The sequence below is a fragment of the Streptomyces sp. NPDC020422 genome, assembly GCF_044386705.1.
In the GTDB taxonomy this organism is placed as follows: domain Bacteria; phylum Actinomycetota; class Actinomycetes; order Streptomycetales; family Streptomycetaceae; genus Streptomyces.
Genome location: NZ_JBIRVJ010000005.1, coordinates 555,785 through 581,156, shown reverse-complemented (window position 1 = coordinate 581,156; position 25,372 = coordinate 555,785). Strand labels below are relative to the sequence as shown.

The 25,372-nt window shown below is 73.2% G+C and carries 19 protein-coding genes; 9 read left to right on the top strand and 10 right to left on the bottom strand.

Going from position 1 to position 25,372, the window contains the following annotated elements; genetic code table 11:
• Positions 1–133: 133 nt before the first annotated feature.
• The 3 genes from ACH414_RS16795 to ACH414_RS16785 form a co-directional block, all read right to left on the bottom strand.
• Entirely contained in the window at positions 134–2,995 is a 2,862-nt protein-coding gene (locus ACH414_RS16795; protein WP_398942218.1) for a protein kinase, read from the bottom strand.
• A gap of 76 nt (positions 2,996–3,071) precedes the next feature.
• Positions 3,072–5,321: a serine/threonine-protein kinase gene (locus tag ACH414_RS16790; RefSeq protein WP_382532403.1), complete on the bottom strand. Its 2,250-nt coding sequence runs from the start codon at positions 5,319–5,321 to the stop codon at positions 3,072–3,074.
• Between the two features lie 151 nt (positions 5,322–5,472).
• Positions 5,473–7,179, bottom strand: a complete 1,707-nt coding sequence (locus tag ACH414_RS16785) for a glycerol-3-phosphate dehydrogenase/oxidase (RefSeq protein WP_386568282.1) — start codon at positions 7,177–7,179, stop codon at positions 5,473–5,475.
• Between the two features lie 268 nt (positions 7,180–7,447).
• Here ACH414_RS16785 and ACH414_RS16780 point away from each other — a divergent pair, with 268 nt between their 5' ends.
• Both ACH414_RS16780 and ACH414_RS16775 read left to right on the top strand, forming a co-directional pair.
• Positions 7,448–8,689 (top strand): nucleotide sugar dehydrogenase, encoded by a 1,242-nt coding sequence (locus tag ACH414_RS16780; RefSeq protein WP_382532407.1) that lies wholly within the window; start codon positions 7,448–7,450, stop codon positions 8,687–8,689.
• A 94-nt stretch (positions 8,690–8,783) separates the two neighbouring features.
• Positions 8,784–9,284: a hypothetical protein gene (locus ACH414_RS16775; protein ID WP_382532409.1), complete on the top strand. Its 501-nt coding sequence runs from the start codon at positions 8,784–8,786 to the stop codon at positions 9,282–9,284.
• A 71-nt stretch (positions 9,285–9,355) separates the two neighbouring features.
• On the opposite strand, the gene ACH414_RS16770 is transcribed toward ACH414_RS16775, so the two are convergent.
• The 4 genes from ACH414_RS16770 to ACH414_RS16755 form a co-directional block, all read right to left on the bottom strand.
• Positions 9,356–10,480, bottom strand: a complete 1,125-nt coding sequence (locus tag ACH414_RS16770; RefSeq protein ID WP_382532411.1) for a GuaB3 family IMP dehydrogenase-related protein — start codon at positions 10,478–10,480, stop codon at positions 9,356–9,358.
• Between the two features lie 106 nt (positions 10,481–10,586).
• The gene (guaB, locus tag ACH414_RS16765; RefSeq protein ID WP_382532413.1) at positions 10,587–12,089 is read right to left on the bottom strand and encodes an IMP dehydrogenase; all 1,503 of its coding nucleotides are present in this window, start codon (positions 12,087–12,089) and stop codon (positions 10,587–10,589) included.
• Positions 12,090–12,228: 139 nt separating this feature from the next.
• Complete coding sequence (locus tag ACH414_RS16760) at positions 12,229–12,831, bottom strand: sigma-70 family RNA polymerase sigma factor (RefSeq protein WP_046908296.1); 603 nt, start codon at positions 12,829–12,831, stop codon at positions 12,229–12,231.
• 246 nt (positions 12,832–13,077) lie between these two features.
• Positions 13,078–13,689: a response regulator transcription factor gene (locus tag ACH414_RS16755; protein ID WP_003948568.1), complete on the bottom strand. Its 612-nt coding sequence runs from the start codon at positions 13,687–13,689 to the stop codon at positions 13,078–13,080.
• 459 nt (positions 13,690–14,148) lie between these two features.
• Here ACH414_RS16755 and ACH414_RS16750 point away from each other — a divergent pair, with 459 nt between their 5' ends.
• The gene (locus ACH414_RS16750; RefSeq protein ID WP_382532415.1) at positions 14,149–14,496 is read left to right on the top strand and encodes a WhiB family transcriptional regulator; all 348 of its coding nucleotides are present in this window, start codon (positions 14,149–14,151) and stop codon (positions 14,494–14,496) included.
• A 412-nt stretch (positions 14,497–14,908) separates the two neighbouring features.
• On the opposite strand, the gene ACH414_RS16745 is transcribed toward ACH414_RS16750, so the two are convergent.
• A complete protein-coding gene (locus tag ACH414_RS16745) occupies positions 14,909–15,829 on the bottom strand; it encodes a LysR family transcriptional regulator (RefSeq protein WP_398942213.1) in 921 nt (306 codons plus the stop codon).
• A gap of 79 nt (positions 15,830–15,908) precedes the next feature.
• Here ACH414_RS16745 and ACH414_RS16740 point away from each other — a divergent pair, with 79 nt between their 5' ends.
• Complete coding sequence (locus tag ACH414_RS16740; protein ID WP_382532419.1) at positions 15,909–16,577, top strand: MOSC domain-containing protein; 669 nt, start codon at positions 15,909–15,911, stop codon at positions 16,575–16,577.
• Between the two features lie 98 nt (positions 16,578–16,675).
• The gene (locus tag ACH414_RS16735; RefSeq protein ID WP_382532421.1) at positions 16,676–17,449 is read left to right on the top strand and encodes an SDR family NAD(P)-dependent oxidoreductase; all 774 of its coding nucleotides are present in this window, start codon (positions 16,676–16,678) and stop codon (positions 17,447–17,449) included.
• A gap of 57 nt (positions 17,450–17,506) precedes the next feature.
• Here ACH414_RS16735 and ACH414_RS16730 read toward each other — a convergent pair whose 3' ends face one another.
• Together ACH414_RS16730 and ACH414_RS16725 are read right to left on the bottom strand one after the other, a co-directional pair.
• Positions 17,507–19,033 carry a right-handed parallel beta-helix repeat-containing protein gene (locus ACH414_RS16730; protein ID WP_398942210.1) on the bottom strand — a complete coding sequence of 509 codons (1,527 nt, stop codon included), beginning with the start codon at positions 19,031–19,033 and terminating at the stop codon, positions 17,507–17,509.
• Entirely contained in the window at positions 19,030–20,844 is a 1,815-nt protein-coding gene (locus ACH414_RS16725; protein ID WP_398942207.1) for a DUF2264 domain-containing protein, read from the bottom strand. The genes ACH414_RS16730 and ACH414_RS16725 overlap by 4 nt, the downstream gene beginning before the upstream one ends.
• A 193-nt stretch (positions 20,845–21,037) precedes the next feature.
• Between ACH414_RS16725 and ACH414_RS16720 the strand changes: the two genes are divergently transcribed.
• The 4 genes from ACH414_RS16720 to ACH414_RS16705 all read left to right on the top strand — a co-directional run bounded on the left by ACH414_RS16720 (position 21,038) and on the right by ACH414_RS16705 (position 25,355).
• Complete coding sequence (locus ACH414_RS16720) at positions 21,038–22,129, top strand: substrate-binding domain-containing protein (RefSeq protein WP_382532427.1); 1,092 nt, start codon at positions 21,038–21,040, stop codon at positions 22,127–22,129.
• A gap of 100 nt (positions 22,130–22,229) precedes the next feature.
• Entirely contained in the window at positions 22,230–23,555 is a 1,326-nt protein-coding gene (locus tag ACH414_RS16715; RefSeq protein WP_382532429.1) for an ABC transporter substrate-binding protein, read from the top strand.
• A 4-nt stretch (positions 23,556–23,559) separates the two neighbouring features.
• Positions 23,560–24,462, top strand: coding sequence for a carbohydrate ABC transporter permease (locus ACH414_RS16710; RefSeq protein ID WP_382532431.1), 903 nt, complete (start codon positions 23,560–23,562; stop codon positions 24,460–24,462).
• Positions 24,459–25,355, top strand: coding sequence for a carbohydrate ABC transporter permease (locus tag ACH414_RS16705; protein WP_398942204.1), 897 nt, complete (start codon positions 24,459–24,461; stop codon positions 25,353–25,355). Before ACH414_RS16710 ends, ACH414_RS16705 begins: the two co-directional genes overlap by 4 nt.
• Positions 25,356–25,372: the final 17 nt, after the last annotated feature.

Below are 25,372 nucleotides of genomic sequence, written 5' to 3'. Positions count from 1 at the left end.
CCACGTGCCCCCGCCTGTTTGCTCGGAAGCAAGGGTACGGAGGGGGCGCGGGACACGGAACCTAGGGGGTTGTTGTGGAACAACACTGTGACCAGGGGGAGGTCGGTCCCTCGGCGGTTCGCTCGGACTTCGCTCACCGCGTCGCCCGGTACGCCTTCACCGCCTGGTCGTAGATCTCGGAGACCTTGTCCCGCTCGCTCTCCGGGCCGATGACCTGGACGACGTGGTAGCGGCCGCCCTCGATCAGCGCCAGATTGCGTACGAAGACCTCACGGCCGGTGCTGTCCTGCCAGGTGAACTGCCCCACCGCCATGGCCTGTCGGCCGATGTCGATCCGGCGCAGACCGGAGGCGCTGGACCAGGAGGAGTCCCGCCAGGGCTGGAGCTCGCGCTCCCTGGTCCGCTGGTACGCCATGGGGTCGGCACCGTTCGCCTGCACGGTGTCCCGCCCCGGGACCACGATCAGGGTGAAATCACCACCGGTGTAGCGCACTTGCCCGGCGTCGTTGACCGGGCTGCGCCGCCAGTCGCGCGGCACGCCGACCTCGAAGCCCTCGGTGTCCTTGCGGAGCACGTACCCCGGGGCGAGGGCCACGGACGAGGGCGGGGCGGTGGTCGGGGCGGGCTCGGTGGACGGCTTCGCGGTCGGCTTCGTCGGCGCCGGCTCGCCCGAGGGGGACGGGGCCGAGCTCCCGGCCGTGGGGGGCGCGGTCTGCCCGCTCGCCCCGCCCTTGCCGCCGTTGCCGTCCTTGCCGGGCAGGAAGAGCATGGCGTACGCGACGGCGCCGGCGAGCAGCAGGAGGATCAGGATCAGCAGCAGTCGCCCCAGCGAACGCGGGGAGCCCGACGTACGCGGGGCGCGCGGGGCGCGCTGCGGGAGCTCCTCGTGGAAGGCGCCGTCGAGCGGGAACTCGTGCGGGGCGTCGGCCTGGTGGACGCCCGCGGGCACCTTGTGCGGGACGCGCCCCCGCGCGTGCCGGTGGCGGCCGCCCGCCGCACCCCCGCGGCGCCGGCGCACCAGCTCGCCGCGACGGCGCACGATGGGCAGCCGGGTCGCGTCCGGCGAGGGCAGCGGTATGACGCCGATCCCGGCCTCCGGCTCGGGCGCCGAACGGACCAGCGAGCGCAGCCAGCCGCTCAGCACCTCGACGTCGGGGCGCTCGGTGGGGTCCTGGTGCAGCAGCGACTCCACGACCGGCCGCAGCGGACCGCACTCCTCGGCGAAGGCCGGGGGCTCGGCGCAGACCAGCTGGACCAGCTCGGCGGCGCTGTCCTCCGGGTACGGGGCGTGGCCCTGGACGGCCCGGTAGAGCAGCGCGCCCAGCGCCCACAGGTCGGTGGCGGGGCCGATGGGCGGGGCCAGCCGCCAGTGCTCGTGGACGGGGCCCGCCTGCTCGGGCGCCCAGCGCTCGGTGACGGCGCCGACGACCGCGATCCGCGCCTGGCGGGCCCGCTCGGCGGCGAGCCGGGTGACCGGGCCGCGGTAGGCGTCACCCGACGGGGCGCCCTGGGCGGGCGCGGGCACGGGCAGGGGTGCGGGGGCCGCGGCCGTGTATCCGGCGGGGAGCGCGGGCAGGGCGCCGCCGCCCGCCGGGACCGAGCGCGCACCGTCCCGGGAGGCGTGCGGGCCGTCGCTCCAGGTGCCGGTGAGATACACGCGCGGCGGCGTGCTGCCGCCGTACGCCCCGCCGGTCTCGTCGCCGTCGTCCTCCTCGTCCCCGTCGTCCTCGGCCTCCACCCGCGCCCACCACTGCGGCTCGGGGTGCGCGGCGGGGGCCACGGGCGGGGCCGGGGGCCGGGCCTGGGGCGGTACGGGCGGCTCCGCGGGCGGCGTGGCCTGGGCGGGCGGCGCCGGCGCGGCCGGGCGCTGGACCGGCAGCGCCCCGGTCTCGCCGAGCCGTGCGGCGGCCCTGGCCCCCGCCCGGTACGCGGCGATGGCCCCGGCCCGCGCCGCCCGCACATCCGCGGCGGCGGGCGTGCCGGAGGCGGTGGGGGCGGTGGGGAGCTCGGCGGCCGGGGGGAGCTCGGGGTGGGCGGGGCCTGGGCCGGGGAAGGGCCGGGGACCACGGGGTGCTTCGCAGCCCCCGTCGTTCCCGGCAGCCGGCTCGTCGTACGCCGTCGCGGACGCCTCGGCCGCGTACGCCTCGGCCGCGTACTCCTCGGCCGCGTACTCCTCGGCCGCGTACGCCTCAGCGCCGTCCGCCTCGGCGCCGTCCGCCTCGGCCTCGTACCACTCGGCGGCGTACTCCTCGCCCTCCCGGTACTCCTCCGTCTCCCCGTACCCCTCGGTCTCCCGGTACCCCGCGGTCGCTCCGTACCCCCCGGTCTCCCGGTACTCCTCGGTCTCCCCGTACTCCGGCTCCGGCTCCGGCTCCTGGGCGCGCGGGCGCGGTGCGAACGGCTCGATCCCGTCGTCCGGGAGGGGCACCGGGGCGTAGCCGCAGAGGGCCTCCTCCGCCGCGCCCGCGGCGAGGCCGGTCAGGACGACGCGGCCGTCCTCGCAGACGAGGACCGTGCGCGGGGTGACGTTCCGGTGGGTCCATCCGTGCGCGTGCAGGGCGCGCAGGGCGGTGAGGAGGTCGGAGCCGATCTCGGCGGCCCGGTAGGGGCTCAGCGGGGCCTCGGCGAGCAGTTCGGCGAGCGGGGTGGCCGCGACGAACTCGCTCACTATCCACAGCGAGCCGGCCTCCGCGAACACGTCGAAGACCTGGTCGAGGCGGGGGTGGTCGGGGATCTGCGCGGCGGACTGGGCGGCTTCGAGGGCGCGGCGGACGCCGGGGTCGGCGGGGCGGCGGGTGGCCCGGCCCTGTGCGGGGTAGGGCTCGTCGCCGACGAGTTCGGCGTCGACGACCTCGGGCAGCGGCACCTGACGGATCCGGACTTCCTGTCCGCTGTAGGTGTCGAAGGCGCGCGTCTCGACGAGCTCGTACGCGTCGGCCGGCGGCAGGGGCAGGCGGTAGCGGTCCGCGAGCACCCTTCCCGCGTAGTCGTCCACGACGCCTCCCCACGCGCCTGCCGTCCCCCGTGCCCCGGTCCTCGGGGGCCGGGGCCTTTCACGATACGTGCGCCGGTCAGTCCTTGGGGCTGAACGTGGCGAACGCCGTCTCCCTCAGCGTCTTGCACTCCGCGGCGTCCCACGCGTCGGCCTTGCAGCTGACCATGATCGAGTAGCCGTGTCCGGCGTCGACCTTGAATCCGCGGTTGAGTATCCGGATCCGCATGCCGTTCTGGGTGCGCTCGAACTCCCAGTCGGCGACGGTCGGATAGCCCTTGTACTCCACCGGGCGGATGGCGATGTGCTTGTAGCCGTTGCTGGACGCGGCCACCGCGGCGACGGCGGCGCGCCAGGCGCTGGCGGCGTCGTCGCGGGGGCTGTCGTTGAAGTCGACCTGGACCCGCGGGAATCCGCTGCCGCCGGCGTGGAAGATGCCGCCCGAGTTCTGGCCCGCTATCGCGGCGAGCTTGAAGGAGGCGGGCATCGCCATCCGGAAGTGGAAGCGGTCGTTGGTCACCATCACATAGCCGGCGGGCAGCTGCGGGCCGCCGGCCTGGCCGCCGGTCTGGGCGCCGCCGGAGGTCCCGGTGGGCGTGGTGCCGCTCTGGCCTCCGCTGTTGCCCGCGGGCTTGTCGCCGCCGCCCTGCTGGCCGGGGTCGCCCGAGGTGCCGGTGTCGGTGCTCGGGTCGCTGCCGCCGCTGCCGGCGGTGGACCCGGCCGAGGCGGTCGTGCCGCCGGAGCTGCCGCCCTTGCCCTGGTCCGCACCGTCCTTGCCGCCGCCGAGGGAGACGTACAGGATCGTGCCGAGCAGGGCGGCGACCACGACCGCGGCGATGATCACCAGGGTGCGGCGCGGGACGACGTCGGTGAGCGAGGCCCGGGGCTGTGCGGGCCGGTCCGGCGTCGCGGGGCCGGACCCGCGCTCGGGCTCGGACTTCGCCGCGACCGCCGCGTTGCGCACGGACTTCAGCGCGCCGCGCATCCGCTCGGCCGCCTCACCGGTCTTCTCGCGGGCGGGCTTCTCCCGGGTGGGCACGGGCGGTGCCGTCGGCGGGCGGTCGGGGAGCGGGGGCAGCGGGACGACCCGGGTCGTCTCGGGGCCCGGCGCCGGCGGGGCCTCGGGGGCGTCGAGCACGGCGCGCAGCAGCACCCGCGCCCCGGCGTCGTCGAGCCGCTGGTCGGGGTCCTTGGCGAGCAGGCCGTAGATGACCTTCTCCAGCTCGGGGCCCGCGTTCTTCGGCGGGTCGACCGGCTCGGTCATCACCGCGGTGAGCGTGGCGATGGCGGAGCCCTTGTCGTAGGGCGGGCTGCCCTCGACCGCCGCGTAGAGCAGCCCGCCGAGCGACCAGAGGTCGGCGGCCGGGCCGGGCTTGTGGCCGCGGGCCCGCTCAGGCGAGATGTACGAGGGGGCGCCGACGAGCATGCCGGTCGAGGTGATCGAGGGGTCTCCCTCGACCTGGGCGATGCCGAAGTCGGTGAGGACGACGCGGCCGTCCTCGGCGATCAGCACGTTGGACGGCTTCACGTCGCGGTGGAGGATGCCCTCGCGGTGCGCGGAGCGCAGCACGTCGAGGATGGCGAGGCCGACCTCGGCGGTGCGGCGCGGGGTGAGCGTGCCGTCCTCGCGCACGGCGTCGGCGAGGGACTTGCCCTCGATGAGCTCCATGACGATCCACGGGCGGTCGTCCTCGTCGACCACGTCGTAGACGGTCACGGCGCCGTTGTTGCGGATCCGGGCGATGGCCTTGGCCTCGCGCAGGGTGCGGGTGATGAGGCGTCGCTTCTCGTCGTCGTCGACGCTGTTGGGGAAGCGCAGCTCCTTGACGGCGACGGTCCGCCCGAGGGTCTCGTCGACCGCCCGCCACACGGTGCCCATGCCGCCGCGGCCGAGGACGACGCCGAGGCGGTAGCGGCCGGCGAGCAGCCGTCCCTCCGCGGACGCCTTGTCAGCGCGGCCGGTGCGCCCGCCCGTTCCGGCGGACCGCTTCGCGTCGACGTCCGCCACGTCCGCCCCGAATCCGGTGGCGGGCGCCGCCCCGTCGGTCGATCCGCTGCCGGACTCGCGCCCGGCCGCCGGCTTCTTCGACAGGTCCGCGGCCGCCCGGGCCCCGGCTCCGGAGGCCGCTGGGGCTCCGGCCGCGCCGTCGTCGTCCGCCGGGTCCTGCGCGGCCTTCGCCGCGTCCCGGACTTCGTCCTTCGCCGCGCCGTCCCGCTCCGCCTTGCGCGCGGCCGGAACCGCACCCAGGGCGCCGTCGGTGGCGGCCCCCGCGGCGGAGTCCCGCCGGGGGTCCTGCCCCGATTCCCGCGACTGCTCCGCCTCCGACATGCGTCCCCTCGTCGATCCCTGATCTCGCCCGCGTCGGCCGCTCCCGCGCGATGCGGCAACCCGCCCTGGAAGAGAGCTCATTGTCCCTCACTCCGGGACCGATGCCTCCCCCGGGTCCGTACTCCGAGAAGCTTTCCCGCGCCCGAGCCGGTCAGATCGGCACGATGTCGGGCGCCCCCAGCCTGGCGGCGTCCGCCGTCAGGTCGTCGGGCTGGCGCTGCGATTCGCGCTCCGCCTGGACCCGCTTCTCGTAGTGCTCGACCTCCTTGTCGATCTGGTGGGCGTCCCAGCCGAGGACGGGCGCCATGAGTTCGGCGCACTCACGGGCGCTGCGCGTGCCCCGGTCGAAGGTCTCGATGGAGATGCGGGTGCGCCGGGTGAGGACGTCGTCGAGGTGGCGCGCCCCTTCGTGCGAGGCGGCGTAGACGATCTCGGCCTTCAGATAGTCCTCGGCGGCGGGCAGCGGTGCGCCGAGGGCGGGGTCGGCGGCGACGAGGTCGAGGATCTCCTCCGTCAGGGAGCCGTAGCGGTTGAGCAGATGCTCGACCCTGGCCACATGGAGCCCGGTGCGGGCGGCGATCCCGGCGCGGGCGTTCCACAGGGCCCGGTAGCCCTCGGCGCCGAGCAGCGGGGTGTCCTCGGTGACGCAGGCGGCGACCCGCTTGTCGAGTCCGTGGACGGCCTCGTCGACGGCGTCCTTCGCCATGACCCGGTAGGTCGTGTACTTGCCGCCGGCGACGACGACGAGGCCGGGCACCGGGTGGGCGACGGTGTGTTCGCGGGAGAGCTTGCTGGTGGCGTCGGACTCGCCGGCGAGCAGCGGGCGCAGGCCCGCGTAGACGCCCTGGACGTCGTCGCGGGTGAGCGGGGTCGCGAGGACGCTGTTGACGTGCTCCAGGAGGTAGTCGATGTCGGCGCTGGAGGCGGCGGGGTGGGCCTTGTCGAGGTCCCAGTCGGTGTCGGTGGTGCCGACGATCCAGTGCCGGCCCCAGGGGATCACGAACAGCACGGACTTCTCGGTGCGCAGGATGAGTCCGCTGGTGGAGTGGATGCGGTCCTTGGGCACGACCAGGTGGATGCCCTTGGAGGCGCGGACGTGGAACTGGCCGCGCTCTCCGATGAGGGCCTGGGTGTCGTCGGTCCACACCCCGGTGGCGTTGACGATCTGACGGGCCCTGATCTCGTACTCCCCGCCGGTCTCGACGTCCTGGACGCGGGCGCCGACGACCCGCTCGCCCTCCCGCAGGAAGCCGGCGACCCGGGCCCGGCTGGCGACCTGCGCCCCGTAGCTCGCGGCGGTGCGGACGAGGGTGGTGACGAAGCGGGCGTCGTCCATCTGGGCGTCGTAGTACTGCAGGGCGCCGACGAGCGCGTCCTTCCTGAGGCAGGGGGCGACCCGCAGGGCGCGGCTGCGGCTGAGGTGGCGGTGGACGGGCAGGCCGCGTCCGTGGCCCGAGGAGACCGACATCGCGTCGTACAGCGCGACGCCCGAGCCGGCGTACCAGCGCTCCCAGCCCCGGTGCTGGAGGGGGTAGAGGAACGGGACGGGTTTGACCAGGTGGGGTGCGAGCCGTTCGAGGAGGAGGCCGCGCTCCTTCAGAGCCTCGCGGACAAGGGCGAAGTCCAGCATCTCCAGATAGCGCAGGCCGCCGTGGATGAGCTTGCTGGAGCGGCTCGACGTGCCGGAGGCCCAGTCGCGGGCCTCGACGAGGCCGGTCGTGAGGCCGCGGGTGACGGCGTCGAGCGCGGTGCCCGCGCCGACGACTCCGGCGCCGACGACCAGCACATCCAGCTCGCGCTCGGCCATGGCCGCGAGCGCGGCCGTCCGCTCGGCCGGTCCCAGTGTCGCTGTCCTCACCGCTGCCTCCCGTCGTCCCCCCGTGTGGTCGGGCTCACAGAGTCGATTCTGTCCCGGCCCCCCGACTTCAGCCACCGCCTGAACCGCAGCCTGTGGATAACACTCGGCGATCTTCCGCCCCACAATGCCGCATATCGGTCATATTTACGCTTAGTCTGACATTGCGCTCGCCCCGTTCTGTCCACAGGGCTTGCGCGTCGCGCCCCCTCCGGCTAACGGCCCCCCGGCTCACGGCCCTCTCCGGCACCAGGGAAGGACGGCCCACTCCATGCCAGCTGATCTCGCCGTCATCGGCCTCGGCCACCACGGTCTCCCCCTCGCCCAGGCGGCCACCGCGGCCGGTGTCGACACCATCGGCTACGACACCGACCCCCGCCCCGTCGCCGAACTCGCCGCCGGACGGCCCCCCGTCGACGGCTCGCTCACCGCCGCCGAGATCCGCCGGATGCTCGCCGCGGGCTTCCGCCCCGCCGGCAACCCCGCCGAACTCGGCCGCGTCCGCACCGCCGTCATCTGCGCCCCCACCCCGCCGGGGCCCGACGGCGCCCTCGACCTCACCGCCGTCACCGACGCCGCCCGCGCGCTGGCCGCCAGGCTGCGGCCCCACACCACGGTCCTCCTGGAGTCGCCCGTGCCCCCCGGCACCACCGAGGGACCGTTCCGCGAACTCCTCGAAGCGGGCTCGGGACTGCGCGCCGGGCGCGACTTCCACCTCGCGTACTCCCCCGGCCGCCTCGACCCCGGCAGCCGCACCCACGGCTTCGCCGGCACCCCCAAGGTCATCGGCGGGCTCACCCCCGCCTGCACCGAGTCCGCCGCCACCTTCTACGGCCGCCTCACCGACAAGGTGGTCCGCGCCCGCGGCCCGCGCGAGGCCGAGACCGTCAAACTCCTGGAGACCAACTTCCGGCACGTCAACATCGCCCTCGTCAACGAGATGGCGGTGCTCTGCCACGAACTCGGCGTCGACCTCTGGGACGTCATCCGCTGCGCCGAGACCAAGCCCTTCGGCTTCCAGGCCTTCCGCCCCGGCCCCGGCGTCGGCGGCCACGGCGTCCCCGTCGACACCGTCGGCGCCCACCGCCCGCTGCGCCTGGTCGAACTCGCCGGCCAGGTCAACGAGCGCATGCCGCAGTACGTCGTCCAGCGCTGCGCCACCCTCCTCAACGAGCACGGCAAGTCCGCCCGCGGGGCGCGCGTCCTCCTGCTCGGCGTCACGTACAAACCCGACCTCGCCGACCGGCAGGGCTCCCCCGCCGACGAGATCGCCCGCCGCCTGATGGACCTCGGCGCCGCGGTCAGCTACCACGACCCGTACGTCCCCGACTGGCGCGTCCGCGACCTCCCCGTCCCCCGCGCCGACGCCCTCTACGAGGCCGCCGCCCACGCCGACCTGACGATCCTGCTCCAGCACCACCGCACGTACGACCTCCAGGGCCTGTCCGTGAAGGCCCAACTGCTCCTCGACACCCGTGGCGCCACCCCGGCGGGCGCCGCGCACCGCTTGTAGAAAACGTCCCGAAGTAAACCCCCTGTGAAGATGTCGTGGGCGCCTGCTAGCCTCCAGGCCGCTTCATCACGCGTCCCATGGGGGGATCTTCTTCATGTCTCAGCCCGTTCCGCCGCCCGGCAACCCGTTCGCCCAGGGCGCCGCCGAGCCCTTCCCGCAGCCGCCGGTCGCCCCGGCCCCGCCGGCCCGCTCCCACGTCGGTCTCGGCCTGGTCGTCGCGGTCGTCGCCGCGCTCGTCGCCGGCGGCGTCTACGGCGGGATCGCCGGCGCCATCGAGCGCGAGATCGGCTGGGCGGCCGTCGGCGTCGGCTTCCTCGTCGGCTTCGCGGCCGGCAAGGCCGGCGGCCGCAACCCGGCCCTGCCCGTGGTCAGCGCGGTGCTCTCGCTCGGCGCGGTCTACTTCGGCCAGCTGCTCGCCATCTCGATCATCGGCGCCAAGGAGCTGAACGTCTCGGTCACCACGCTCCTCTTCGAGCACCTCGACGTCGTGCAGGCGGCGTGGAAGGAAGACCTGGACCCGCTGACCTTCCTCTTCTTCGCCCTCGCCGCCTTCGCCGCCTTCAGCGGCTCGAAGAAGGCCGCGGCCGCGGAGTAGGCGACGCCGCTACGCGAGAGGGGCCCCGCACCACCCGGTGCGGGGCCCCTCCCGTGCGTGCGGTGGGCGCGTCAGCGCTTGTGCTGCGCGTCCGCGACCGTCACCTCGACGCGCTGGAACTCCTTGAGCTCGCTGTAGCCCGTGGTGGCCATCGCGCGACGCAGGGCGCCGAAGAAGTTCATCGAGCCGTCCGGGGTGTGCGACGGGCCGGTGAGGACCTCCTCGGTGGTGCCGACGATGCCGAGGTCGACCAGCTTGCCGCGCGGCACGTCCTCGTGGACGGCCTCCATGCCCCAGTGGTGGCCCTTGCCGGGCGCGTCCGTGGCACGGGCCAGCGGGGAGCCCATCATGACCGCGTCGGCGCCGCAGGCGATGGCCTTCGGCAGGTCGCCGGACCAGCCCACGCCGCCGTCGGCGATCACGTGCACGTAGCGGCCGCCGGACTCGTCCATGTAGTCGCGGCGGGCCGCGGCCACGTCGGCGACGGCGGTGGCCATCGGGACCTGGATGCCGAGCACGTTGCGCGTGGTGTGCGCGGCGCCGCCGCCGAAGCCGACCAGGACACCCGCGGCGCCGGTGCGCATCAGGTGCAGGGCCGCGGTGTACGTGGCGCAGCCGCCGACGATGACCGGGACGTCGAGCTCGTAGATGAACTGCTTGAGGTTCAGCGGCTCGGCCGCGCCGGAGACGTGCTCGGCGGAGACGGTCGTGCCGCGGATGACGAAGATGTCCACGCCGGCGTCGACCACGGCCTTGGAGAACTGCGCGGTGCGCTGCGGGGAGAGCGCGGCGGCGGTGACCACACCCGAGTCGCGCACCTCCTTGATGCGCTGCCCGATCAGCTCCTCCTTGATCGGAGCCGCGTAGATCTCCTGCAGACGGCGGGTCGCGGTCGCCTCGTCCAGCTCGGCGATCTCGTCGAGCAGCGGCTGCGGGTCCTCGTAGCGAGTCCACAGGCCCTCGAGGTTCAGCACGCCCAGGCCGCCGAGCTCGCCGATGCGGATGGCGGTCGCCGGCGAGACGACCGAGTCCATGGGGGCGGCCAGGAAGGGCAGCTCGAAGCGGTAGGCGTCGATCTGCCAGGCGATCGAGACCTCCTTCGGGTCCCGGGTGCGCCGGCTCGGTACGACGGCGATGTCGTCGAACGCGTACGCCCTGCGGCCGCGCTTGCCGCGCCCGATCTCGATCTCAGTCACGTTGTGTGGCCTTTCCCTCTTGGTCTGCGCCTACCAGTATCCCCGACACACGCCGAAGGGGCGGCTCCGGCCACATGCCGGAACCGCCCCCCTGCGTCGCGGAGTGTTACTTCCTGCTGTAGTTCGGCGCCTCGACGGTCATCTGGATGTCGTGCGGGTGGCTCTCCTTGAGGCCCGCGGACGTGATCCGGACGAAGCGGCCCTTCGACTCCATCTCCTCGATGGTGGCGGCGCCCACGTAGCCCATCGTCTGGCGCAGGCCGCCGACGAGCTGGTGCAGCACGTTGGCCAGCGGGCCGCGGTAGGGCACCTGGCCCTCGATGCCCTCCGGCACGAGCTTGTCGTCGGAGGCGACGTCGGCCTGGAAGTAGCGGTCCTTCGAGTAGGACTTGCCCTGCCCACGGGACTGCATGGCGCCGAGCGAGCCCATGCCGCGGTACGACTTGAACTGCTTGCCGTTGATGAAGAGCAGCTCGCCGGGCGACTCCTCACAGCCCGCCAGGAGGCTGCCGAGCATCACGGTGTCGGCGCCGGCGGCCAGCGCCTTGCCGATGTCGCCGGAGTACTGCAGGCCGCCGTCGCCGATCAGCGGGACACCGGCGGCGCGGGCCGCGAGGGAGGCCTCGTAGATGGCGGTGACCTGCGGGACGCCGATGCCGGCGACCACGCGGGTGGTGCAGATCGAGCCGGGGCCCACGCCGACCTTGATGCCGTCGACACCGGCGTCGATCATCGCCTGGGCGCCGTCGCGCGTGGCGACGTTGCCGCCGATCACGTCGACGTTCACGCTGGACTTGATCTTCGACATCCAGCTCAGGGCGTTGCTGTTGTGGCCGTGCGAGGTGTCGACGATGAGGAAGTCGACACCGACGGCGGCGAGCGCCTGGGCGCGCTCGAGCGCCTCGGGGCTGGCGCCGACGGCGGCACCGACGAGCAGCCGGCCCTCGGCGTCCTTGGCGGCGTTCGGGTACTTCTCCGCCTTGACGAAGTCCTTGACGGTGATGAGGCCCTTGAGCACGCCCTTGTCGTCGACGAGGGGGAGCTTCTCGATCTTGTGGCGGCGCAGCAGCTCCATGGCGTCGACGCCGGAGATGCCGACCTTGCCGGTGACCAGCGGCATCGGCGTCATGACCTCGCGGACCTGACGGCTGCGGTCGCTCTCGAAGGCCATGTCGCGGTTGGTCACGATGCCCAGCAGCTTGCCGGCCGGGTCGGTGACGGGGACACCGCTGATGCGGAACTTGGCGCACAGGGCGTCGGCCTCGGCGAGCGTGGCCTCGGGGTGCACGGTGATGGGGTCGGTGACCATGCCGGACTCGGACCGCTTGACGAGGTCGACCTGGTTGACCTGGTCCTCGACGGAGAGGTTCCGGTGCAGCACGCCGACGCCGCCCAGGCGGGCCATGGCGATGGCCATGCGGGACTCGGTCACCTTGTCCATCGCCGCGGAGAGCAGCGGGATGTTCACCCGGACGTTGCGCGAGATGCGGGACGAGGTGTCGACCGCGTTCGGGAGGACCTCGGACGCTCCCGGCAGCAGCAGCACGTCGTCGTAGGTCAGCCCGAGTGTCGCGAATTTCTCGGGCACTCCGTCGACGTTTGCAGTCATGACACCTTCCCCAATGGCCTTGATCGGTGCGGATGTCCATGCTAACGGGCCGGAGCCGTGTCTCATTCCACGAGCAAGATCAGCGGGAAGCTTTGGACGTTCGTACGTGTACGAAAGGGCCGACTGGTCCTGTCGACGCTTACTGCTCGGCCAGCGCGCGCAGCCGGCTGAGCGCACGGTGCTGCGCCACCCGGACCGCGCCCGGGGACATCCCGAGCATCTGCCCGGTCTCCTCGGCGGTCAGCCCGACGGCCACCCGCAGCACGAGCAGCTCGCGCTGGTTCTCCGGGAGGTTGGCGAGCAGCTTCTTGGCCCATTCGGCGTCGTCGCTGAGGAGCGCGCGCTCCTCGGGACCCAGGGAGTCGTCGGGCCGCTCGGGCATCTCGTCGGAGGGCACGGCCGTCGAGCCCGGGTGCCGCATGGCGGCCCGCTGGAGGTCGGCGACCTTGTGTCCCGCGATGGCGAAGACGAAGGCCTCGAAGGGCCTGCCGGTGTCCTTGTAGCGGGGCAGCGCCATGAGGACGGCGACACAGACCTCTTGGGCCAGGTCCTCCACGAAGTGGCGGGCGTCACCGGGGAGCCGGTTCAGCCGGGTGCGGCAGTAGCGCAGGGCGAGGGGGTGCACGCGCGCGAGGAGGTCGTGCGTCGCCTGCTGGTCCCCCTCGACGGCACGGTGAACGAGTGCACCGATCTCCCCCTGCCCGGCGGGCACGGGGGACCCCATGGTCTCGTCGTCGCGCATCGCTCCATGGTGCCTTGACGCCTGCTGGTTCGCGGCACCGCGTCCGTAGTTGTGCACCGAAGCGTTATGAGCAGGTGCGCCGGCACTCATCTCCTGCGCCCTCCCCTTCCGCTCGTTGTCGGCTCGCTCGTCCGTCTCGTCCCCAAGGAACTCCACACCTTCAAGGATGCGGCATTCCGCGGAGAAGTGACACAAGCCCACCCCGTCCGCCCCTCGGCGGACGGGGATGCGACCGATGGCCGCAGGTCAGCGGACCAGGCCCCAGCGGAACCCGAGCGCGACCGCGTGCGCCCGGTCGGAGGCGCCCAGCTTCTTGAACAGCCTGCGCGCGTGCGTCTTGACCGTGTCCTCGGAGAGGAAGAGCTCGCGCCCGATCTCCGCGTTGGAACGGCCGTGGCTCATGCCCTCGAGCACCTGGATCTCACGGGCGGTGAGGGTGGGCGCGGCGCCCATCTCGGCCGAGCGCAGCCGGCGCGGGGCGAGCCGCCAGGTCGGGTCGGCGAGGGCCTGGGTGACGGTGGCCCGCAGCTCGGCGCGCGAGGCGTCCTTGTGCAGATAGCCACGGGCACCGGCGGCGACCGCGAGCGCGACACCGTCCAGGTCCTCGGCGACGGTGAGCATGATGATGCGGGCGCCGGGGTCGGCCGAGAGCAGCCGGCGGACGGTCTCGACGCCGCCCAGGCCGGGCATGCGCACGTCCATCAGAATCAGGTCCGAGCGGTCCGCGCCCCAGCGGCGGAGGACTTCCTCGCCGTTGGCCGCGGTGGTCACGCGCTCCACGCCGGGCACGGTCGCGACCGCGCGGCGAAGCGCCTCTCGGGCAAGCGGGGAGTCGTCGCAGACGAGGACGGAAGTCATGCCTGACCTCCGCGGCTCTCGCAGCTGAAGCGCGTCACCTTGAGCCTCCAGGGCTGTACGTATCGTCACCTGTGCGGTTGACACCCCCGGACACCTGTCCGAGCGCTTTCTCCTTCAACCGCCTCCGCACTCTCTAACGACGGTCACTCGAAAGAGTTACGGGTCGGACGGCCGCCTTCGGCACTCTACGTGAGGGGCCGTACGCGGAGGAGAGCGCCGCAGGTCATCCGTCCTTCACTCGAAGCTATGCCCCATTTAGCGGGTTTTCTTCCCTTTTCGCGGTGTCTGTGGCTAGATTCGCAATGAGTCATATTTACATCTACTTAGACAGTAGTTGTACGCCCGGATCGAACCCGCGAGAGCGGGTACGCGAGACGCACGGGGCCGAAGGACCCCCGGTTCGATCAGCCATCCACCCGCCCACCATCCGTTCGACACGGTTTCAAGGGGACTAGCGCAATGGCAGATTTCTCCCGCCTTCCCGGACCCAACGCCGATCTGTGGGACTGGCAACTGCTCGCGGCCTGCCGCGGGGTCGACAGCTCCCTGTTCTTCCACCCCGAGGGAGAGCGCGGCGCGGCACGGAGTGCGCGCGAGAACTCGGCGAAAGAGGTCTGCATGCGGTGCCCGGTACGCGCGGAGTGCGCGGCACACGCGCTCGCCGTACGGGAGCCCTACGGCGTCTGGGGCGGCCTCACCGAGGACGAACGCGAAGAGCTCATGGGACGAGCCCGCAACCGCCTGGTCACGACGTCCGCCGCCGCGCGGACGTCCCATACGAGCACGGCAGGCGTGGGTCACGCCTGAAGTAACGTTTCTGCACCCCGAATCGGGACAATCGAACGACGTGGGCCGGGCCCGCACCCACCCGGCCCCGGGAGCCGCGCCGCACGCGGCCCGGGGGCGTGCGGCGGCCGGGTCCGACAGGTCGTCGGCCCCCCGACCCGACGCGGAACCGGGCCCGGCCGTCGCCCGGACGGCGGGCGCGCATCCGGTCGCGGCGGAGAGCGCTCGGCCGGGCGATACCGGGGGCCTCACCCACACGGCAGGGTGACGCTCACCCGTACGGCCCGGCGCACTCACTCCGACGGGCGTGCGCCAGCACCCGTACGGCGGCGCCCGGTTCCCCCGGACGGCGCCCCCCTTCCCGTGTCCGCGTCCCCCGTACGGAGGTCCACGGACCACCCGTACGGCCGCGCCCCGGGCTCACTCCAACGGTCTACGCGTGTGTCGCGGCCGGCCGCGCGGCGGCGGCGTCCGCGGCGCGGGTCAGCTCGTCCAGGGTGGCCGCGACGGCGGGGACCTGGGCGAGGTCCGGAAGGGTGAGCGCCACGATCTCGCGCTCCACGGCGGGCTCCACCGCCACGGTGACGGCGCCCTTGGGCCGTACGGACTCGATGGCGAGCTGCGGCAGGACGGCGACGCCGAGACCGGCGCCCACCAGGCCGACCACGGCCGGGTAGTCGTCGGTGGCGAAGTCGATGCGCGGGGCGAAGCCGGCCTCCCGGCAGACGTCCACCAGCTGGCGGCGGCAGCGCGGGCAGCCCGCGATCCACGGGTCCTCGGCCAGCTCGCCGATGGCCACCGAGCCGGCCCCGGCCAGCCGGTGCCCCTCGGGTACGAGTCCGACGAGCCGGTCGGCGAGGAGCGGGCGCACCACGAGGTCGTCCCAGGCGTCCGGGCCGGCCCCGTAGCGGAAGGCGAGGGCCACGTCGCAGTCCCCCTCGCGCAGCATCTCCACCGAGCGCGGCGGCTCGGCCTCCACCAGGGAGACCCGGGTACCGGGGTGGGCGGCGCGCAGCGCGGCGAGGGCGGTGGGGACGAGGGTGGAGCTGCCGCTGGGGAAGGAGACGAGCCGCACCCGGCCGGCCCGCAGCCCGGCGATGGCGGCGACCTCCTCCTCGGCGGCGGTGAGCCCGGCGAGGATCCCGGAGGCGTGCCGCACGAGGGCCTCGCCCGCCTGGGTCAGGCGCATCTCCCGTCCGGTGCGGATCAGCAGCGGTGTGCCGGCGGAGCTCTCCAGCGCCTTCATCTGCTGGCTCACGGCGGGCTGCGTACAGCCCAGTTCGCGCGCGGCGGCGGAGAAGGAGCCGGTGGCGGCGACGGCGCGCAGGACGCGGAGGTGGCGGGCCTCGATCATCCCTCGATCATAAGCCCCCCTTGGATACGACGCCGAATTCTTGTACGAACCTTTGAGGAGGCTCGCCTAGGCTTCCGCCATGGAACTCCTGAGCGTGAACGTGGGCCGCCCCAAGGCCGTCGCCTACACCGGCGCCCCGTCGGGCATGACCGGCATCGACAAGCGCCCGGTCGAGGGCCCGGTCCGGGTCGAGGCCCCCGCCTCGGGCGCCTCCAGCGGCCTGGCCGGGGACAGCGTGTGCGACCTGCGCTTCCACGGCGGTGCCGACCGTGCCGTCTACGCCTTCGCCCGCGAGGACCTGGACCTGTGGGAGCGGGAACTCGGCCGCCCCCTGGCCGCCGGTTCCTTCGGCGAGAACCTCACCACCCGGGGCCTCGACGTGAACGGCGCCCTCGTCGGCGAGCGCTGGCGCGTCGGCTCCGACCTGGTCCTGGAGGTGACCGGCGGCCGCATCCCCTGCCGTACCTTCGCCGGCTTCGTCCAGGAGGACGCCTGGGTCCGCCGTTTCAACGGGTCCGCCGCGGGTCCCGGGGCCCTGCTCCGGGTGATCGCCCCGGGCGAGATCCGGGCCGGCGACCCCATCGAGGTCGTCCACCGCCCTTCCCACCCCGTCACCCTCACCCGCCTGCACCACGCCGCCACCGTCGACCGCACCCTCCTGCCGAGCACGCTGGTGGCCGCGGAGTGGATGGAGTCGGGGCTGCTGGCGCTGGCGCGGAAGTACGCGGAGAAGTACGGAGAGAAGTAGGGGGAGAAGTACGCGGAGCAGGGAGCGGCGCTTCCCGTACGTAGGGGGCGGCGCTTCCCACACACGGCGTTCACACACCGCGGGTTACCGTGCCGCGTATGACGACTGCACTGATTACGGGCGCGACCGCCGGCATCGGCGCCGCCTTCGCACGGCGGCTGGCCTCGGACGGACACGATGTGGTGCTCGTGGCACGGGATGTGAAGCGGCTTCGGGAACAGGCGACGGAGCTGCACGACCGGCACGGGATCGAGGCGGAGGTGCTGGCGGCCGACCTCTCCGAGGAGGAGGGGATCGAGGCCGTCGTGGCGCGCCTCTCGGACGGCAAGAGGCCCGTGGACCTGCTGGTGAACAACGCGGGGTTCGGCAACAAGGGCCGGTTCCTGGAAGTGTCGATGGCCGACGAGCTGAAGATGCTGAAGGTGCACTGCGAGGCGGTGCTGCGGCTGACCTCGGCGGCGGCGGACTCGATGCGGACGCGGGGGCGCGGCGGGGTGGTGAACGTCGCGTCGGTGGCCGCGTTCGTGCCGCGCGGGACCTACGGGGCCTCGAAGGCGTGGGTCGTGCAGTTCACGCAGGGCGCCGCGCGGGACCTCGCCGGGAGCGGGGTGCGGCTGATGGCGCTGTGCCCGGGGTTCGTGCGGACGGAGTTCCACCAGCGGGCGGGGATGGGGACGGACAACATCCCGGGCTGGATGTGGCTCGACGCGGACAAGCTGGTCTCCGCGGCGCTCGCCGATCTGGCCCGGGGGCGGACGCTGTCCATTCCCGATCCCCGTTACAAGGCGCTGATGGGTGTGGTGAAGCTGGCCCCGCGCGGGCTGCTCGGCGGGGTGTCCTCCAAGGCGGGTCGCAAGTACGGCCCGAAGTAGGGACAGAGGGCTCCCGGCGAGGGCGAGGGCGAGAGCGGGCGCGGGCGCGGGGCGGGCTCAGTTCACGCCCGGGCCCTCGTACGCGCCGATGTTGGGCGGTGAGGTCGCCGGCACGGCGTTGCCGAACCAGTCCCTGCCGCCGTTGTCCTCGATCGGGGTGCCGGCGGACAGGGCCGGGGAGCCGGTGGCGAGCCTCAGGTCGGGGCGGAGCAGGGGGTCGGCCGTGAGGCCGCCGGGGTTCGGGCGGGTCATGGCGATGCCGTCGAAGAGGTTGTGGGAGAAGGCCAGGCCCGGGGTGGGGTTCTTGAAGGCGTAGCCGCCCGGCGTGCCCTCGTTGACGAAGATGTTGTTGGTGAGGGCGAGTTCGTGGCGGGTGGTGGCGGGGCTTCCCGCGTCGTCCTGGACGAGGTAGGCGGGGACGGTCGTCCGGTTGACGAAGGTGTTGTTGTGGATGCGGGTGTCGAGGATGGGGCCCCAGCAGTTCTGGACGAGCCGGGCGCCGTCGTCGACGCTGAGGTTGTAGCGCACGACGGTGCCGAGGGTGCGGGCGCCGCTGTAGGGGCAGATGAGCAGGAAGCCGCCCTTGTTGTCGTGGCTGTGGTTGTACTGGAAGACGGTGTCCTGGGAGGCGCCGTCGGCGTCGAAGGACATCCCGTCCTTGGTGTTGCCGCCGCCCGAGACCTCGTTGTACTCGACGGTGGTGTCGTCGGTGTTGAAGGTCCAGATGCCGGCGTTGGCGGCCTGGGAGCGCAGTTGGAAGCCGTCGACGCGGTTGTGGTCGACGCGGGCGCCACGGGTCGTGTCGATCTTGATGCCGTCGCCGGCGATCGAGGTCAGCGTGTTGTGGTGGACGCGGACGTTCAGGCTCGGTGTCCAGGGGCCGGGGAAGGCGACCGGGTCCTGCTGGCTGCCGACCAGGTCGCGCTTGGAGAACCGGGACTTGAAGTAGACGCCCTCGCGGTCGACGTCCCGGATGTCGTTGTGGTGGATGTCCAGGCCGTCGTACCAGCTGGGGACGGTGGTGCCCTCGACGGCCACGTGGATGGCGCTGGAGCCGGTGATGGTCTTGAAGTCGCCGCCGCGCACGTCGTGGATGGCGAGGTGGTCGAGGGTGATGTCCTTCGCGACGCCGTGGTCGGTCAGACGCAGCCGGACGCCGTTGCGTTCGGTGCCGGGGGCGGCGGCGTTGGTGATCTCCAGCCGGGTGAGGCGGAGGTACTGCGTGTCGGCGAGGAGTACGGCGTCGTGGGCGCCGTTGCCGTCGATGACCGCGCGCCCGGGCGCCGCGCCGTAGTCGGCGATGGTGAAGGGGGCCCCGGGAGCGCCCCCGCCCCGGGGCGCGAGGGTGCCGGTGCAGGTGGTGCCGCGCCTGAACAGGAGCCGGTCGCCGGGCCCGTAGGGGTGGGCGTTGGCCTCGGTCAGGGTGGTCCAGGGGCGCCGGAGGCTGCCGTCGCCGGGGGCGGTGGCCGAGCAGTCGACGTAGTGGGGGGCGCCGGGCGGGGCGGCGGCCCGGGCGGGGGCGGTGGTCAGCAGCGGTAGTGCCAGGGCGGCGGCGAGGGCCGCGTACGTACGGCGCTGGGTCACTGGTCCTCCGGATCGGGTGCGTCGAGGGCGATACGGGCGGTGGTGCCGTTCCGCCAGGTCACGGTGAGCGCCCGGGCGCCGGTGACCTGGACGTGCGCGAGCTGGGCGACGGGGGCCGGGGCGGGTTCCGCGGTGAGGGAGACGAGCGCGGCGAAGAGGGTGGCGGGGCCGCTCGTGGTGCCGTGCAGGGCGGGGGTGCGGGTGGGTCCGGGGCCCTGGAGGGTGGCGCCGGTGGGGAGTTCGGCGACCTGGGGGGCGTAGCCGTGGACGGGGTGGAGCTGGGAGGTGGGGCCGTCGGGCGCGGTGGTCCAGCCGGTGAGCCGTACGGGGGTCCCTTCCGGGGCGCCCAGGACGAGGTGGGCGCGGAGTTCGGCGCGGCCGTGGACGAGGACGGCGGAGACGACGCGGACGCCGGGGAGCGGGGTGTGCAGGGAGACGGCCCGGTCGGGGCCGGTGCCGAGCGGGGTGGCGGGCCCCCGGGCGGTGGCCGTGCCGTCCGCGGCGAGCAGGGCGAAGTGGTTGTCGGCCGGGTCGGTTCCCGTGGTGGGCCCGGTGCGGGTGGAGTAGGCGTGTCGGGAGTAGCCGGGGTCGTCGGTCCCGGGGTCTCCGACGTGGTTGCTGCCGTGGTTGTGGAGGCGGACGAGTCCGTCGGCGGCGGTGCTCTGGACGAGGAGTCCGGTCGGGCCGAGGGCCCGGACGGTGTCGGCGCGTTCGGCGGGCAGGGGTTCCTCGGGGTCGGTCCAGGCGGGGTGGTCGGCGGGGAGGAGAAGGCCGAGGAAGCCCTTGGACGCCCAGTAGGGGCTGCCGGGGCCCGAGTAGGTCTGCAGGACGGGCTCGTAGGGGCCGTGCCAGCCGAGGGTGAGCAGCCCGCGGGCGTCGGTGGCGCCGCGGTCGAGGAAGTACCGCAGGGTGCCGGAGGCGAGGCGGCGGGTGGCGCCGGGGGTGAGCGGGGTGTGGCCGGTGAGGGCGCCGAGCCAGGGGGCGGCGGCCGCGGCGAAGCGGTAGGTCAGGGACCGCCCGTACGGGAGGGGGGCGCCGTTGGCGTCGAAGAGGCGGGTGTGGGCGTCGAGCTGGGCGCGCAGCCGGGGGCCGTAGCGGTCCAGGAGGGCGCGGTCGCCGGAGAGGTGGGCGTGCAGGACGGGGTAGAAGTGCAGGGCCCAGGCGTTGTAGTGGTCGAAGGCGCGGTTGTCGCCGTCGCTGTACCAGCCGTCGCCGAGGTACCACTTCTCGATGCGTTCGAGGGCGCGGTCGACGGTGGCGGCGGCCCGGTCGGTCTCGATGCCGGCGTCCTGGAGGAAGCCGGCGACGGTGAGGCCGAAGAGCCACCAGTTGTTGTCGACGGGGGACGGGCCGAGGGCGGGGAGCAGCCAGTCGACGGTCCGCTCGCGGACGCGGGCGTCGAGGCGGTCCCAGAGCCGGCCGCGGGTGAGGCGCAGGGCGAGGGCGACGGAGGCGGACTCGACGAACGCCTGGCGGGTATCGGCCAGGCGGGGCCAGGCGTCGGGTCCTTCGGTGCCGGGCTCGCGGGTGCCGGCGGCGAGTCCTTCGGCGTAGCGGTCGAGGTGTCCGTGCGGGTCGTCGCCGTGCGCGGCCCGCAGGGCGGCGAGCAGGAAGGTGCGCGCGTATCCCTCCAGGCCGTCGGAGCGGGCGCCGGACCGGCTGGGGCGCGGTCCCGGCAGGTCGATCAGGCCGCCGCCGGGCGAGGCGTGGGGGCGCACGGCGAGCAGGAGGCGGTCGGCGGTGGTCTCCCAGTGGGCACGGGTCCAGCCGGTGTACGGGCTGAGCTCACGGTTCTCGGGCGGCGTGGGCATGATGCTCCCTGGGATTCCGAGCTTCCGCGCGGTGACGGCGGCGTCGCCCGGAATCCTGGAGACGCTTCGATCGAACGTCAAGGGGAAGCGGAGCGAATGATCGAAATTCCTTCCGTTCGATCATTCGGGTCCGGTCTGCTCTAAGGTCGGGGAAACGACCACCACCGCCAGGGGAACCGAGGGGAACCGCACCGTGCGCGAGAGTGCTGCCGAACGACACGACCGACTGCTGGCCCTGGTGCGCGAGCGCGGCACGGTCCGCGTCTTCGACCTGGCCGGACTGCTCGGGGTCTCGCCCGTCACCGCGCGCCGCGACGTCGAGGCGCTGGCCGCCAAGGGCCTGCTCGACCGGGTGCACGGACAGGTCTCCTGGCCCCGGAGCCAGGGCCCGGCGGGGCCCAGGGGCGGCGGCCTGGTGCTCGGCCTGCTGGCGCCCTCCGCCACCTACTACTTCGCCGAGGTCATCCGGGGCGCGCACGAGGCGGCGGCCCGGGCCGGCGCCCGGCTCATCCTGCGGATCTCCGACTACCGCCCCGAGGAGGACCGGGCCCGCACCGAGGGCCTGCTCGCGGCGGGCGCCGAGGGCGTGCTCGTCGCACCGGGCTGGCGGGGCCCGGAGGACCGGCTCGCCTACGGCGACTGGCTGGCCGAACTGCCGGTGCCCGCGGTGCTCCTGGAGCGCCGGGCCGAGCCGGGCACCCCGCTCGACGGCCTGGACCGGGTGTCCTCCGACCACGCCCACGGCGTGCTGCTCGCCCTGCGCCACCTGCTCGGCCTCGGCCACGCGACCCCGCTGCTCGTGGCGCGCGGGGACAGCCCGACGGCGCTCGCGGTGCGCGCGGGGTACGCGGAGGCGCTGCGGGTGCTGGACCTGCGGGCGCCGCGGGCCGTGATCGACTCCGTACCCGCCGAGAACGACCCCGAGGGCTTCGAGCGGGCGGTGCGGGCCCTGCACGAGGCGGTGGAGTCGGGGCGGGCGAGCGCGGCGCTCGTCCACAACGACGTGGACGCCATCCAGATCGTGCAGCGCCTGGCCGAGCTGGGCGTACGCGTACCCGAGGACCTGGCCCTGATCGCGTACGACGACGAGGTCGCCGCGCTCGCCGACACCCCGCTGACCGCGGTGGCCCCGCCCAAGCGCCAGGTGGGCCGGCACGCCACGGAGCTGCTGGTGGAGCGGGTCTCGAAGAGCGGGGACGAGGAGGCGGCGCGGCGGCATCTGAGCCTGCTGCCGAGCCTGCGGGTGCGGTCCTCGTGCGGGGCGCCCTCCCCCACCGGATTCTGATCTTTTTTCGATCATTCAATCTTTCGCTCTTGACTTCGGTCATGAACGGTCACAGGATCACGGCCAACCCCGTCCGTGCCGCCGTGTCAGGAGCCGTGCCGTGCCCCGTAGTCGGAGAAGCACCCGTGTCGTCATAGCCGCCACCGCCACCGCCACCGCCCTGGCCGTCCTCACGGCCTGCGGCGGCGGGGGCGGTGACGACTCCCCGGCGAAGTCCTCCGGTCCCGTGACCATCACCTTCTGGGGCTGGGCGAAGGGCTCGAAGAACGTGGTCGACGCGTTCAACGCCTCCCACAAGGACATCCAGGTGAAGTTCGAGGAGATCCCCTCCGGCACCGCCGGCGGCTACGCCAAGATCTCCAACGCCGTGAAGGCCGGCAACGCACCCGACCTGGTCTCCATCGAGTACTCCTCGCTCCCCGAGTTCGTCTCCTCGGGCGCCCTGCAGGACATCGGCGGCGAGTTCACCGAGCAGGACCGCGCCAAGCTGCTGCCCCAGGCCGTGCAGCTCACCACCCTCGGCGGCAAGAACTGGGCGGTGCCCTTCGACGCCGCCCCGCAGGCCTTCTTCTACCGCAAGGACCTCTTCGCCAAGTACCGGATCGCCGTCCCCAAGACCTGGGACGAGTTCAGGACGGCCGCGGAGAAGGTGAAGAAGGCCGACGCCAAGGCCCGGATCGCCACCTTCTTCCCCGACGACCCGACCACCTTCGAGGCCATGGCATGGCAGGCCGGCGCCCAGTGGTTCAAGGCCGAGAACGACACCTGGAAGATCGACACCACCGACCCCGCGACCACCAAGGTGGCCGGCTACTGGCAGGGCCTCCTCGACGCCGACCTCGTCCACAAGAACGCCTCCTTCAGCCCCGAGTGGACCGGCTCCCTGAAGAACGGCACCACCATCGGCTATCTCGGCGCCTCCTGGGGCGCCGGCGTGCTCAAGGGCACCCTGCCCGAGCAGAGCGGCAAGTGGGCCGTCGCCCCCATGCCGAACTGGAACGGCACCCCCGCCAGCGGCATGCTCGGCGGCACCTCCTTCGCCGTCACCAAGGACAGCGGCAAGAAGGCCGCGGCCGTCGAGTTCGCCGAGTGGATGTCCACCACCGAGGCGGGGGTCAAGGCCCGCATCGCCTCCGGCACCTCCAGCGCCTTCCCCGCCGCCACCGCGCTGCGCCCCGTCGCCAAGCAGGTCTTCGACGCGAGCTACTACGGCGGCCAGGACATCTACGCCCTCTTCGAGCAGTCCGGCGCCTCCATCGCCCCCGGCTGGGCCTGGGGACCGACCACCGGCACCACCAACACCACCATCAAGGACCAGTTCGGCAAGATCGCCAAGGGCGGACCGGGCATCACCGACGCGATCAAGGCCGGCCACGACGCCACCGTCGCCGAACTCACCAAGCGCGGACTGAAGGTCGAGGGCTGAGCCGGTGAAGGCCCGCACCCGCGCCGCCGCGACCCTGCTGACCCCGTTCTTCCTGCTGTTCACCGCGGTGATGGTGGTGCCGATCGGATACGCGGTCTGGCTCAGCCTCTTCACCGAGAAGCAGTCGGGGCTCGGCTTCGGCGGCACCGAGACCGTCTTCAGCGGACTCGACAACTACACCGCGGCGCTGGGTGACCGGGCCTTCCTCGAAGGCTTCGGCGTGCTGCTCGGATACTGCCTGCTCTACATCCCGCTGCTGCTCGCCGGGGCCCTCGGCCTCGCGCTGCTGCTCGACTCCGCGCTCGCCCGCGCCCGCCGCTTCTTCCAGCTCGCGCTCTTCCTGCCGCACGCCGTCCCCGGCATCATCGCCGCGCTGATCTGGGTCTACCTCTACACCCCCCAGCTCAGCCCGGTCGTCCGGGCCATGGAGGCCGGCGGCGTCGGCTTCGACTTCTTCTCGCCCGCGGGCGCCCTCCCCTCCGTCGTCAACATCGCGCTGTGGGAGTGGCTCGGCTACAACATGGTGATCTTCTACGCCGCCCTGCAGGCCATCGACCGCTCCGTCCTGGAAGCCGCCACCGTCGACGGCGCCGGCGCCTGGCGGATCGCCCTCTCCATCAAACTCCCGCTGATCAGGGCCTCGCTGACGATGGTCGCCCTCTTCACCGTCATCGGCTCGCTCCAGCTCTTCACCGAGCCGCTGATCCTCAACAAGGGCACCGGATCCGCCGTCACCTCCACCTGGACGCCCAACATGTACGCGTACACCGCCGCCTTCGACCGCAACGACTACGGGCTCGCCGCGGCCGCCTCCGTCCTGCTCGCCCTGACCGCCGCGCTGCTCTCCTTCGCGGTCACCCGCCTGACCGGCCGCCGCGCCGGCCGCAGGAAGGAGAAGACGGCATGACCGAACGCCCCGAACGCCCCGGCCGCCCCGAACGCCCCGGCCGCCCCGGCCGCCCCCGGAACGTCTGGCTGTCGAAGACCGCCGTCAACGGCGCCCTCGTCCTCGCCGTCGTCTACATGCTCTTCCCGCTCGTCTGGCTGCTCACCGCCGCCACCAAGGACGCCGGCGGACTCCTCGCCGGAAACGCCTTCTCCTTCGAGGGCTTCGACCTCGGCGGCAACCTCTCCCGCCTCGCCGAACACAACGACGGCATCTACTTCCACTGGTACCTCAACAGCCTCCTCTACGCGGGTCTGGGCGCCCTCGCCTGCTCGCTGGTCAGCGTCGCCGCCGGCTACGCCTTCGACAAGTACGACTTCCGGGGCAAGGAGAAGCTGTTCGGCGTCGTCCTGCTCGGCGTGCTCGTCCCCACCACCGCACTCGCCCTGCCCATGTACCTGCTCGCCAGCGAGGTGGGCATCGTCAACACCTACTTGGCCGTCTTCGTCCCCGTCCTCGTCAACCCCTTCGGCGTCTACCTCGCCCGCGTCTTCAGCGCCGGCTACATCCCCGACGAGGCCCTGGAGGCCGCCCGTATCGACGGGGCCGGCGAGCTGCGCACCTTCTGGTCCATCGGTCTGCGCATGGTCATGCCCGGCTTCGTGACCGTCTTCCTCTTCCAGTTCACCGCGATCTGGAACAACTTCTTCCTCCCCCTGGTGATGCTCTCGGACCAGAAGCTCTTCCCGCTGAGCCTCGGCCTGTACGCGTGGAACAGCAACGCCCACGCCGAACCCGAGTACTACCCCCTCGTCGTCACCGGATCCCTGCTCGCCGTCGTCCCCCTCGTCGTCGCCTTCGTCTCCCTCCAGCGCCACTGGAAGGCGGGTCTGACCGCCGGCAGCGTCAAGTGAGGAGCACAGATCCCACG